Source organism: Agrilactobacillus fermenti (assembly GCF_047943045.1).
Taxonomy (GTDB): domain Bacteria; phylum Bacillota; class Bacilli; order Lactobacillales; family Lactobacillaceae; genus Agrilactobacillus; species Agrilactobacillus fermenti.
In genome coordinates, this window is record NZ_CP181347.1 from 1739418 (window position 1) to 1752238 (window position 12821).

A 12821-nucleotide genomic window follows, 5' to 3' on the forward strand; every position below is an offset into this window, starting at 1 on the left:
TAAAAAGAAAGATCAAATATGACGCAAAGCATCTTGTAGTTCCGTTTTGCTGCGCGTTTTAGCATCGATTTGTTTGATCACTTTTGCAGGGACACCAGCGACAACTGTATTGGCAGGAACATCTTCGGTTACGATTGCGCCAGCAGCAACTACCGCACCTTTACCCACATGAACCCCTTCAATAACAACAGCATTGGCACCAACCAACACATCGTCTTCAATAATTACGGGTTGAGCCGAAGGTGGTTCGATCACACCAGCCAACACTGCGCCAGCGCCAATATGGGCATGCTTGCCAACAGTTGCGCGGCCACCTAAAACAGCCCCCATATCGATCATTGTATCTTCACCAATTTCAGCACCAATATTAATAATGGCACCCATCATAATGACCGCATTAGCACCAATAGTTACTTGATCCCGAATGATTGCTCCAGGTTCGATCCGCGCATTATATTGTTTCAAGTCTGCCATTGGTACGGCCGAGTTACGCGCATCATTTTCAATGCGATACTGCGTAACTGCTTGAGTATGCTCTTTTAAGAAAGCTTGCACAACAGACCAATCTCCAAACAAGACACCGGTTTTAGTTTCTAGATAAGCTTCAATGGTATCTGGTACTGACAGATCTGTTAGATTGCCCTTTATGTATACTTTAACTGGTGTTTTCTTTTTCGCGTTGCCAATATAATCAATAATTTCTTGTGCGTTCTGTGCCATAAATCCAACTCCTTATAAAATTAATTATTTCTCATTATCTAATAAAAGTTGACTTTTATCAAAGTTATGCGCTAAAAAATTTAAACTTTTCATCATTTCGCGTCTGGTAATAATGCCGACAAAATCTTGAGCCTCTGAAACCACTGGCAAAAAGTTGTCATCTACTAATAAGTGCATAATTTCTTCCAAATCATACGGATTGTTAACCGTATTAACAGTTTCATCCATTACATCGGCAACAGTCATTTGATCCAAACAACTGGTGTCAATCTCATCTAATTTCAGCATTTGTTCAGTTATCATTGGCATAGATAACTCACCAGCAAATTTAGCATCGTCACGCACAACAGGAATACGGCTATAGCCAAGTTTGCTCAAAACCATAAAGGCATGGGTCAATGAATTATCTACCTGTACTGTAGCGACTTGACTCGCGGGAATCAGAAAGTGCCGTTTGTTTTGCATTAAAAACGTACTAATTTGTTTTGATATCATAAAAAACTCCTTAGCTAACGATATTTATTAAAAGTATAGCAATAAAAATAAGTAAATTTAGTAATTTTGTGTGAATAAAAAAAGAAACCTCACCTATGGCACTAGAAAATATCATAAACATGTAAAAATTATTCACCTATTAGTACTATTTACTAATGCCATTTTTTTTGGTAAGATTCTAAGGTTCATTTCATTTAAGGAGGAAAATATATGTTCACTCTGGGCACGCGCCTAGCTGCGGAATTTATTGGAACGGCCTTCATGGTCATGCTTGGTAACGGATCGGTCGCAAATGTTGACTTAAAGGGGACTAAAGGTAATAGTTCGGGTTGGATGATTATTGCCATCGGTTACGGCTGCGGCGTGATGATTCCCGCCTTACTATTTGGTAGTATTTCAGGAAATCATATTAACCCAGCCTTTACGATCGGTTTAGCTGCTAGCGGCCTTTTCCCATGGGCAGAAGCTCTACCTTATATCTTGGTGCAGATGCTTGGTGCTATTGCTGGACAAGCAGTCGTTGTTGCAACTTATAAACCGCACTATGATATTACTGAGGACCCAGAGCACATTTTGGGGACATTTGCGACTATCGATGCCACAACAAGCAAACTTAACGGCTTCATTTCCGAATTTGTCGGTTCATTCGTTCTCTTTTTCTCAGCTTTAGGTATTACCAAGGCCCCATTTTTCAAAGATAACTTAGGAACCGCTCATTTGGCATTAGGCTTCTTGGTCATGACTTTAGTCGCTTCACTAGGCGGCCCAACTGGACCGGCACTAAATCCAGCTCGAGATTTGGGACCGCGAATTTTACACAGCCTGCTACCTTTGAAACACAAAGGTTCTTCTCAATGGGATTACGCTTGGGTACCCGTAGCTGCCCCAATTTTTGCCGGAATCCTAGCTATTGCATTATATAAGCTATTATTCTTACATTAATTATTTTTTAAATTCAAAATGCAAAGTTTTAACCTGTTTTAGTTGTCGATCATAATAGTCGGCAACTATTTTTTTTTCGTCAGAATGAACCAGAGCAAAAGTACCGCCAAGGGCTGCATATTCCCCTCGGGGTTGACTAATGGAGCCGGGATTTAAGATAAATACACCATTAGACATAGTGCAGCCCAATTGATGCGTGTGCCCATAAAAAGCTATATTTGCTTGTACCTTCAGAGCCGCTAGATAGAGCTGATCCAGCCCAAAATTAACGTTCAAGCGGTGCCCATGGGCAACAAATATTTTGTCGACCGTATTTTTTAAAATCATTGTTAATGGAAAGCGGTCATCAAAATCCATATTCCCACGCACAATTGTCATTTTTGATACCAACTCATCTGTAAAGGTTAATTCGGAATCGCCACAATGAATAAAAGCATCAACCCGGTTGCCGTAAACAGCCAATAATTTTTGTAAAATATCTTGATCACCGTGATTATCACTGACTACCAAATACTCCATCTTAATCTCTCCTGATCAATTTTACCCACTAATTTGCAAGCCACCATTGGCGCCATTGCTGCTCAAGCTTTGCCATCGCTTTGGCACGATGACTAATTTTATTTTTTTCACTAGCTGAAATTTCAGCCATTGTCTTCTTTAAATCTGGTAATTCAAATAACACATCATAACCGAACCCATTTTCTCCCCGAGGGAAACTGGCAATACGGCCAGCAATCGTACCAGATACAACTAAATCTTGAGCTGGTTGGTCAGGTTTAGCAAATACCAAAACTGAGTGAAAAGCGGCTGTCCGTTTCTCAGGGGGCACCCCAGCCATTTCCGCCAGCAATCTTGCATTGTTAGCCGCATCATTATGATCACCTGCATAACGCGCTGAATGCACACCAGGCTGACCGTACAAATAGTCAACGCTCAGCCCTGAATCGTCGGCTAAAACCGGTAGATCCAAAAACGCGCTAACTGTGTCGGCCTTAATACGCGCATTTGCTTCAAATGTTGTCCCATTTTCGTTAATCTCTGGTACCCGTTCAAAGTCTAACAATGACTTTGTTTCGATCCCGTCTTCAGCGAACAAAGCCGCAAACTCTCGAGCTTTTCCCATATTTTTGGTTGCAATGACAACGACTTTTGGCAATTTAGACATTTTATGATTCAACTCCAACTTGGTTTAGTTTGATCGCCTGCAAAGCAACATGTTGTGGTTTAATATCAGGCATATTTAACCAATCACCCGCAATTTCGGCGAACATTTTCGTAGAACCGGTAGTATAAAACTCATGTACTGGTTGATATTCTTGATCATCGTTGGCAATATCAAAGTAATCCAGCAACGTGGAAACTTCACTAGCTGTCTCTGCGCCTGGATCAATTAGCTTTACCCTTGGCCCCATCACATTTTGGATCAATGGTCGCAGTAGTGGGTAATGTGTGCAGCCCATCACCAATGTGTCCACAGGATGCTGTTTGAAAGGTTCCAGCGTTTCAGCAACAACCTTCTTGGCTAAAACAGACCGGTACTCATTACTTTCCACGATAGGTACAAACTTGGGGGCAGCAATGCTAAACACTTGGATATGTTTGCTTTTTGACTGAATCACCCGTGCGTAAGCATCAGATTTGACTGTACCTTCCGTACCAATAATACCGATATGTTGGTTTCTTGTCGCTTTAATTGCTGCTCGGCTACCTGGTAAAATCACACCAACCACGGGGATATCTAACTGGGGTTTGATCGTACTGAGTGCCTCAGCCGTTGCTGTATTACAAGCAATGACTAGCATTTTGATTTGTTTTTTTAATAAAAATTGTGTTAATTCTTTCGTAAATTCAATGACTTGTTGTTGTGGTCTGGGTCCGTAAGGAATTCGTGCTTGGTCACCAATGAAAATAATTTTTTCATGAGGTAACTGGCGCATCGCTTCTTTAACGACGGTCAGACCACCGACGCCTGAATCTAAGAATCCAATGGGTTGTTTATTCATAATGAACTCCTTAGCATCTATATTATGATAAGCCATCAATAATGATGGGCTTTTTGCAGAAAAAATTCAAGTTTATCGCTTAGAACCTAGCATATCAAGCCAGGCAAAAGTATAATACACTTATAACCAAATCAGGAGGAACGTTCATGTCCGATGCATTACGATCCAAATTTGAAAATATTTCTACTGGCAGCAGTTTTGCTGGTATCAGCTTACTTAGAGATCTACTCATCCCGACTTGTTAACAACTAATACCAAAGAAATTAGCTATTGGGCTGGCAAACAACTGGCACGCAAAGTTGCCCTACCTGATATTGAGACCATTCAAAACTATTTTGTCATGTTTGGCTTTGGTGCCCTGACCCTAACGAAGCAAAAACAAAACCAATATTATTTTGATCTCCAAGGCGATCCTGTTATTGAACGCTTGGCCATGAATGATGCCGCTGATTTCCACTTAGAAACCGGCTTTTTAGCCCAACAGTTGCAGCAAGAATTGGGTGTCATTGTTGAAGGTATTTGTGAAGTCGATCATAAACACAGTCTGGTTCACATTACGATTCAAAGTGACCCTAAAGATCCCGCCGATTTTGATACAACTCAAGATCAGTCCGAAAAAATGGTTGATTGAAACTAAAATTCTAGCACACTTAATTTTGATTGCAATGACTTGCGGTTCTTTTAAGGCAATGTTTATTAGTAAAAAATATAGAGGCCGGTACAAAACTAACGTTTTGTTTCCAGCCTCTATTATTTTACCAATAATTTAATTTTAGATGTATGCTAAATTATTCTTGATCATCATTTTGATCACTTGTCCCTCGTAAGTCAGGCACATCATTGGCATGCGTTTCTTGCCAACGTTTAGTATAAAAATGATTGTTGATCTGATAATCCACATTTTTAGCTTTAAGCGTCGTCAAGAATGGCTGTACACTTTTATCCATCTCTAACCAACCGCGCCAACCTAGATGAATCGTATCTTGCATAAAGTAATCTTCACTACCGTCATCTGTCATGTCCTTGATATGATTAAAGCCTTGAGACCTTAACTGATAAGTAATCTTGCGATCGAAAGCTTGGAGGGTCTGCTCTGGTAGACCAGTATAGTCTGCCCACCGTTGATTGACCGGTGGGATAACAAATAGAACATCCATCCTATTCTTGGCAAACTGACTTAACAATAATTGAAAATCAGAATACTCCGGCCCAAACTCATAATTAAAATGCGTTTGTGAATTTTTAAGTTTACCTTGTAAATTTTTAAGTTGATGATTATAAAAAGAATTTTTGATTTGGAAGTCATTGGAGGTGGTTTCACCTTTGCCCAACTCACCAGCTAAATCATCCAATTCTGAAAAACTATAATCGGAAGGCAGCCGCTCTAAGCCGTTTTGAATTTGCTGCCGCCGGTCACGAATGAACCAACGACTAAATAAATCATCTTGTGTATTCAAGGCATTCCCCTTGATATCCTTCAAATAAAACTTTTGAAAGCTGGTCAGAGGCATCCCTGCTGCAATTTGCAATAAAGAAGCATGGACGATCCCATCGGATTTACCAGAAGGCATCTGCAACAAGCGACGAGCGGCATAACGATCCATCGTCGTATCTTTAGCTGACTCTAGAAAATTGACCGCTTGTAGTGGTGAATAATAAAAACCAAACATGTTTGGCCGCGTACCTCGGGGAACGAACCACTGAGGTGAAATGATCACCACGGCTTTTTTATGCTGAACCCCAGCCATTGCTTGTAATGAGAAATAATGCGTTAAAGACTGAGTCCCAGGTGCACCTAATAAAAAGGGTTGATAGTCACGATGATATTTTTCTGCTAAAACCGTTGGATGAAAAGGATCCATTCGGGACAACTCTGAAGAACCAATAAATGGCACAAATTCACCTGATTTAAAAGCTTGGTCCTTTAGGCCGTCCCCTTTCAAAACATTTGCGGAGAGTGAACTAGCTGCCTTGTCGATCGTTGTTTTAGAAGCCGGATGATAATTACTTGGAAGTAAAAATAAAATAACGATGGCAACTGCAGCAACCACTAGTGGGCCAGAAATTTGCCAAAGCTTCTTACCCATTTTCATTGCATACTTTCCACTTTAGCAATAATTTTATTTGGTGTTGCCCATTCAGTCCGATCAAATTCAGAAACAGGGGCATCTACCCCTAATTGAGATTGTAACTCCAATAATAATTGCACTGTGCCCATTGAATCCAACAAACCGCTCTCAAATAAATCCATATCTGGGTTTGTTTTTACTTCATCAGAACCTGTTAAATCAGTCAAAATATTTAATACTGTCTCACGAACATTATCCATCTTAATCTCTCCTCAAAATATTGCTTTTTAAATTCAAACTTTGATTAGCGCCCGATAAACCATAGGCGGTCTAAAAAGCCTGAGAATATCAGAAAACTAAAACAAACCATATTAGCCGTCATAATGACCGCCATCACATGGGTGAACTTATTAGATGGGAACCAATTCTTATGTCGCTTTTTAAGCCGCAGCCAAGCATCCGTCAAAATCATCACTGTGGCATGGAATAAACCATAAACAATATAGTACCAAGTTTCCCCATGCCAGATACCCATGACTAAGAATAATACTAAATAGCCTAAATTGGCCATCGCGATCCGACTTTTCAGAATCTTATGTTTCATCATAAAGAAAACAAAGCGCATATAGATGTAGTCTCGGAACCAGAAAGACAAAGTCATATGCCATCTGTTCCAGAACTCTTTAATATTCCATGACAAGAACGGCTTATTAAAGTTGATCGGCGTCTCGATACCCATAATATAACTGACACCCACTGCAAATAATGAGTAACCTGCAAAATCAAAGAATAAATACAAACTATAAGCATACATAACCCCAACGAGTGGCCAAGAAATACCTAAGAAATTATTTCGGCTCAGCATCGCCAAGTGTTCGAAATTTGGTAACAGCATCGTCCCAAATAAATAGCCTAAAACAAATTTGTATAAGAAACCCAACATGATGTTGTGGACACCCTTGTCCAATAGGGTTAAATACTGTGCTCGCGTAGGCACGCGATCATAATCTTTGATGAAGCGCCGATAGCGGTCAATTGGTCCAGAGGAAATCGTTGGAAAGAATAACAGAAATTGTAAGAATTTCATGATACTCAGTGACTTGATCGATCCGTCCCGAGTCTCCATGACGATACCGACAACTTTAAATGTTAAATAACTAATACCCAAAAACCCAAAGATCGAAGGATGCTGTGGATCAAATAGCGGCGTAAATTTGACGATGACTAATGGCACAATGGCTAAGATTACCGCCAAATAGAAAACCCAAGTCTTATTCTTAGAATGGTCATTAGTCCGATAATGAAAATACGCAAAAGCCACACATAATTCAAAGATCGTATACCCGATCAAAGCAATACCTTGCGCAACTTTGGGCCCATCAAATATCAATATGAGAAAGAACAGCGAAAAGATAGTTTCATACCAACGAAATCTTTTTTCAAATAGCATCCCAATGATAACCGGTATTAAACCAATGAGTAAGTAGCCAAAGTACATGGGATTTTCATAAGGTTGTAAATTGATCATGAAGGATTGACCTCAGCAATCAGGGTTTTGCGGTCAACCTTCCCATTCGCTGTCAATGGTAAGCTGTCTTTAAAAATAATCCGTTGAGGCACCATGTATTCCATAACATTTTGGCTTAATTCAGCCTTAATAGCTTTAATCAAATCAGCTTCAGACTCAAATTGATTTGGTTTTGGCACCACATACGCAACGATTTGCGTGACTTTATGCAGATTATTATAGCGCGGTACCGTGCTCGCTTGTTTGACATATTGTACTTGCATTAAGTTTTGATCCACATCTTCCAATTCGATCCGATAACCATGCATTTTAATCTGAAAATCTGTGCGACCGCGATAAAAAATCATACCGTCTGTATCAATAAAGCCTAAATCGCCTGAACGATATGCCTGCTGGCCATCTAATTTGAAAAAGGCCTTGGCGGTTTTTTCGGGATTATTCAAATATCCCTTAGAAACACTAGGGCCAGAAATAATCAATTCACCGTTGGTGTCAGTTGGCACTTTCTGACCTTGCTCATCAACAGCATAAATTAACGTATCTGATTTAGCTTTACCAATTGGTAAACGATCATATTTAGCGGTAATTTCAGGCGTGATCTTTACACCAGTCACCGCAACAGTGGCTTCTGTTGGTCCATAAGTATTATAAATCTCTGCTTGGGGGAAGCGTTGTAAGAGTTCATGGGCCGTTTTTTGAGTTAATTCTTCACCGCAGAATAAAAAGTGATCTAATTCAGGATAATGTGCTTGATCAAAAGTTGGTTCCAGTAAGCAGATTTCTACAAAAGACGGCGTTGACACCCATTCATTTACCTTCAATTTAGGCAGAGTTGCAAATAAATCTTTAAAATTATCAGTGATCTCTTTGGGTAATGCGACTAAAGTACCGGCTAAAGCCAGGGTTGGATATAGATCCATCACCGACAAATCAAAAGAATAAGGTGCTTGTGAAAGGGTGCGAATGCCCTTATAAAGGTCAAAATCACTTAAAGTCCAATTCACATAACTCAACAGATTTTGGTGACTGATCTGAACCCCCTTAGGGACACCAGTAGTCCCGGAAGTAAAGATAATATAAAAATTGTCATCACCTTGAACACTTTGTGCTGCATCATAAGTCGTTGAACTAGCAGAATCAGTCATGACTTGCGTCATCGTTTTTTGGCTAAAAATTGGTGTTTCTAAATCAATTGGTAATGGTGCTAATTCAATAATGGCACCTGGTTTAGCAACTTCATTGATTTGAATCAGACGTTCTTTAGGAGAATGTGTATCCACTGGAATATACGCATGGCCTGCTTTAACTGCACCTAAAAAAGTTGCAATTACTGCAAAGGTTTGACCACCGTAAACGACAACTGGTGCCTTTGCAGGTAGCGTTTGTTGTTGCAAAAATGCGGCAACTCGATCTGAAGCCGCTTTGAGTTGACCATAAGTATAGGTTTGTTCACCGTCAACATAGCTGATCTTAGTCGGATCAGTCAAAGCGTTATGATCAATAGCTTCAATAATATTCGTAACTTTCAAGGAATTATCCTCCCACATTAAAATTCATTATAAATGAATCCACTATTGTTTATGCCACTGTAACTATAAAGATAAATCAATATCAACAGGATCACAAAATAGAGTGCAGAACGCAGCCAAAACTTGGCGGTACTATTCTGCCAAAATGCATGCCACTTCTCACTCATATCAATCCCCCCTTTGTATATACCAAGATATTCAATCGACACATATAAATTATAATCATTTCAATTGAATTCACCAATACTTAAGGCTTACGCTGAACTAACAAAATTGTAAGTTCACATATTGAACAAGAATTAATTCCAAACATAAGCTTTATCTCAACTATGGTAACATAAATTACGCACAAGGGCGCTCATATATGAAAAAAATAAATTTTTATCTGCTATTTTTCTGAAAACAAAAAAAGCCTTAATAGATCTACCAAACTAATGGTAGATCTATTAAGGCTTACCCCTCATCACAAGAGAATGAGACAAAAGGTGTTGCCTTTTGGCACCCGTTTAAAATTTAATTATTCGCAAACAAATAGTGGCCGAAAACAAAACGTTAGTCTTGTCCCAGCCACTAGCTCAACCTTATTAAGCGGTATATTTACTTAATGTGGCTTCCAATTGCTCTTTTGATTGATAGCCAACTAATTTTTCAACAACCTGACCATCTTTTTTAATGATCAAAGTTGGAATTGCCATGATGCCAAATTGTTGAGGTGTTTCTGGATTTGCATCGACATCCATTTTGGTGAACTTAACATCGTCGTTTTCTTCAGCTAACTTCTCAACAACAGGTGACTGCATCCGACAAGGGCCACACCAAGTTGCCCAAAAATCGGTTAAAACAACACCATCTTTAGTCTCTGATTCGAAATTCTTATCTGTTATTTCTTGAACCATTAAACAACACCTCCATCTTTCTCTTTAATATTTTAACAGATAGCAACGTTAATGCAATCTTTTTGCTTACAAAAAATGAGTATTTATTGTAACGTGGCAATCGTTGCCCCATTACCACCGGCGGACGCTGGTGCATAAGCAAATTTTTTAACCCGTCGATTTTTCTTTAAATATTCTTGAACGCCCTGCCGAATAGCACCAGTACCTTTACCGTGAACAATTGTAACCTGTTGATATCCAGCTAGTAAGGCTGCATCAATATATTGATCGAGACGGCTCATTGCCGCTTCATAACGCTCACCACGCAGATCTAATTGCGTTGAGACATGACTGCCTGAACTGGCAACAGTTGCAAATTGTCGTTGCGGTGCTTGTTGTTTTGGTGCTTTGACTTTTTCCAAATCGTTGGCATCAATCGTCATTTTTAAAATGCCCAGTTGAACCTGCCACTGATGATTCCCAACTTTTTCCAGCAATGTTCCTTGAGTCCCATAAGACAAAACCTTGACTTCATCACCAGGTTTTAGGGCTTGGCGTTTTTTCTCACGCCGTAAGACCTTATTCTTTGCCAAAGTTGGTTCCTGTTTTAGATTTTTTAACTGTGTGCTTGCTTCGATCAATTGATTTTCTTTAACGGGTTGTTGTCCATTAAGTTGCATTTGCCGCAAATCAGCAATGATTTTATCAGCCTGTTTTTGTGCCTTTTCAACAATTTGATTTGCTTTTTCTTTTGCAAGATTCTCCTGATTTTGGCGTTCAGTAAAGAAATCTTCATAGGCTTTTTCCAATTCGTCGTGAAGTGTTCGAGCTTCTTTTAATTGATGACGTAGGTCTAAATATTCGGTCTCTGCAGCCTTGCGTTGATTTTCCAAATCAGAAATCATATTGTTTAGGTCTTGGCTCTCACTATTGAGTAGCTGTTTGGCACTTGAAACAATACTTGTTGGCATACCTAAGCGTGCCGAAATATCAAAAGCATTACTGCGGCCTGGCATGCCGATCATTAATCGATAAGTAGGCTTTAACGTGGCGACATCAAATTCCATACTGGCATTGATTGTCTGTGGCCGCTCATAACCATAAACCTTTAGTTCAGGATAGTGGGTCGACGCCACAACATAACTCCCAATTTGTCCCAAATGATCTAAAATTGCAATTGCTAAAGAAGCCCCTTCTTGTGGATCAGTACCGGCGCCTAATTCATCTAGTAAGACTAAACCGTGATCATCTACTTGATTCAAAATATCAATGATATTTTCCATATGAGATGAAAATGTACTTAGATTTTGTTCAATCGACTGCTCATCACCAATATCAGCGAAAATATCTGAAAAAACGCCAACTTCGCTCTCTTCACCGGCTGGAATAAATAACCCTGATTGCGCCATTAACTGCAACAGTCCCAGTGTTTTCAACGTAATCGTTTTTCCCCCCGTATTAGGACCGGTTACGACAATACATTGAAAATCCTTACCAATATAAATATCATTCGGTACCACCTTCTGAGGATCGATCAATGGGTGGCGCGCGTGTTTTAGATTGACTTCATTATTTTCACTGATCCAGGGACGGGTGGCATGCATATCATGGGCAAAGCGGGCTTTGGCATTGATTAAATCTAAGTGCCCCAAAATGGTCGAATTCTCACCTAACTCACGCAGGTAAGGCACGAGTGCTTCAGACAATTCTGCTAAAATACGTTGGACTTCTTGGGCTTCTTGCATCTGTAGTTGACGCAGCCGATTATTCAGCTCCATCACGCTTTGAGGTTCTATATAAACTGTTTGCCCACTAGCACTCTGGTCGTGGATCGCACCACCAAATTGACCTCGATATTCCGAACGCACGGGAATCACATAACGATCGTCGCGAATAGTAACAACTGGTTCACTCAAGTACTTGCTTTGACTGCCACGTGTATAACTATCCATTTTACTGCGAATTTGATCTGATAATTGTTTGATACCACTTCGAATCCCCTTCAAAGCTGAAGAAGCTTCATCTTGAATATGCCCGGTCTCATCCACAGAACGTCGCAACCGTTGTGAAAGCTCTGGCAATAGGGTCAACTCAGCCGCAATATCATAGACATGCGTCAATGTAACCTCTTGTGCCTGTAAATCTGAAAAGAAACGGTGAATGGCTGCTGTTGTTCGCAATAAACGGCTGATTTCTGCCAATTCAGCACCATTTAACATCGCGCCGATCCGCAAACGTTTTAACTGTGGTTCAATATCCTGTAATGTTGCCACTGGAATGCCACCTTGCAAACGATAAATTGTAGCACCATCATCAGTTTCTTCCAAGTTTGCAGCGACAAGACGCACATCATTACTTGGTTGCAGTTGTTGTATCTGTTTTTGTGCAATTGCTGTCACAGCATATTGTTGTAATTTTTCGGTAATCGTTTTAAATTCTAAGGTATCTAGTACTTTGGAGTTCATCTTACACTTCCTCTTTATCTGCCAAGGTCAAGCTAAATTGATACATATGCAGCAAAAATGGCCGAGACAAAACCAACGTTTTGTTTTCAGCCACCTGTTAATTACGACTATTTATTGTTTAAACGAGTTTCAAAAGATATATCCTCATTTAACGACGACACACTCCAATGGAAAGGTCCACCCATTTATCGTGAT

14 protein-coding genes are annotated in these 12821 nt (G+C 39.9%); 2 read left to right on the top strand and 12 right to left on the bottom strand.

The genetic code is table 11. The features are described 5' to 3' along the window. Positions 1-12: 12 nt before the first annotated feature. Complete coding sequence (dapD, locus tag ACNAN0_RS08695; RefSeq protein ID WP_230914010.1) at positions 13-720, bottom strand: 2,3,4,5-tetrahydropyridine-2,6-dicarboxylate N-acetyltransferase; 708 nt, start codon at positions 718-720, stop codon at positions 13-15. A gap of 24 nt (positions 721-744) precedes the next feature. Beyond that, on the bottom strand, positions 745-1215 hold the full coding sequence (cbpB, locus tag ACNAN0_RS08700; protein WP_230914009.1) for a cyclic-di-AMP-binding protein CbpB: 471 nt from the start codon (positions 1213-1215) through the stop codon (positions 745-747). 210 nt (positions 1216-1425) lie between these two features. Between cbpB and ACNAN0_RS08705 the strand changes: the two genes are divergently transcribed. Further along, positions 1426-2157, top strand: a complete 732-nt coding sequence (locus ACNAN0_RS08705; RefSeq protein WP_230914008.1) for an MIP/aquaporin family protein — start codon at positions 1426-1428, stop codon at positions 2155-2157. Here the strand turns inward: ACNAN0_RS08705 and ACNAN0_RS08710 are convergent, their stop codons facing one another. From ACNAN0_RS08710 to racE, 3 genes are read right to left on the bottom strand one after another with little or no spacing between them, the layout of a single operon-like run. Next, complete coding sequence (locus tag ACNAN0_RS08710; RefSeq protein WP_416353097.1) at positions 2158-2676, bottom strand: YfcE family phosphodiesterase; 519 nt, start codon at positions 2674-2676, stop codon at positions 2158-2160. A gap of 28 nt (positions 2677-2704) precedes the next feature. Further along, a complete protein-coding gene (locus tag ACNAN0_RS08715; protein ID WP_230914006.1) occupies positions 2705-3322 on the bottom strand; it encodes an XTP/dITP diphosphatase in 618 nt (205 codons plus the stop codon). Between the two features lies 1 nt (position 3323). Beyond that, the gene (gene racE, locus ACNAN0_RS08720; protein WP_416353098.1) at positions 3324-4160 is read right to left on the bottom strand and encodes a glutamate racemase; all 837 of its coding nucleotides are present in this window, start codon (positions 4158-4160) and stop codon (positions 3324-3326) included. Positions 4161-4398: 238 nt separating this feature from the next. Here racE and ACNAN0_RS08725 point away from each other — a divergent pair, with 238 nt between their 5' ends. After that, complete coding sequence (locus ACNAN0_RS08725) at positions 4399-4791, top strand: DUF2507 domain-containing protein (protein ID WP_416353099.1); 393 nt, start codon at positions 4399-4401, stop codon at positions 4789-4791. A 157-nt stretch (positions 4792-4948) separates the two neighbouring features. On the opposite strand, the gene dltD is transcribed toward ACNAN0_RS08725, so the two are convergent. The 7 genes from dltD to ACNAN0_RS08760 form a co-directional block, all read right to left on the bottom strand. Continuing rightward, on the bottom strand, positions 4949-6253 hold the full coding sequence (gene dltD, locus ACNAN0_RS08730; protein WP_416353100.1) for a D-alanyl-lipoteichoic acid biosynthesis protein DltD: 1305 nt from the start codon (positions 6251-6253) through the stop codon (positions 4949-4951). Beyond that, positions 6250-6489, bottom strand: coding sequence for a D-alanine--poly(phosphoribitol) ligase subunit 2 (gene dltC / locus ACNAN0_RS08735; RefSeq protein WP_416353101.1), 240 nt, complete (start codon positions 6487-6489; stop codon positions 6250-6252). Before dltC ends, dltD begins: the two co-directional genes overlap by 4 nt. 44 nt (positions 6490-6533) lie before the next feature. Continuing rightward, positions 6534-7757: a D-alanyl-lipoteichoic acid biosynthesis protein DltB gene (gene dltB, locus ACNAN0_RS08740; protein ID WP_230914003.1), complete on the bottom strand. Its 1224-nt coding sequence runs from the start codon at positions 7755-7757 to the stop codon at positions 6534-6536. Next, entirely contained in the window at positions 7754-9286 is a 1533-nt protein-coding gene (dltA, locus tag ACNAN0_RS08745) for a D-alanine--poly(phosphoribitol) ligase subunit DltA (protein ID WP_416353102.1), read from the bottom strand. Before dltA ends, dltB begins: the two co-directional genes overlap by 4 nt. A gap of 17 nt (positions 9287-9303) precedes the next feature. Continuing rightward, on the bottom strand, positions 9304-9453 hold the full coding sequence (locus tag ACNAN0_RS08750; protein WP_230914001.1) for a teichoic acid D-Ala incorporation-associated protein DltX: 150 nt from the start codon (positions 9451-9453) through the stop codon (positions 9304-9306). 417 nt (positions 9454-9870) lie between these two features. Continuing rightward, a complete protein-coding gene (gene trxA / locus ACNAN0_RS08755; protein WP_230914000.1) occupies positions 9871-10182 on the bottom strand; it encodes a thioredoxin in 312 nt (103 codons plus the stop codon). Between the two features lie 83 nt (positions 10183-10265). Continuing rightward, positions 10266-12626: an endonuclease MutS2 gene (locus ACNAN0_RS08760; protein ID WP_416353103.1), complete on the bottom strand. Its 2361-nt coding sequence runs from the start codon at positions 12624-12626 to the stop codon at positions 10266-10268. Between the last annotated feature and the right edge of the window lie 195 nt (positions 12627-12821).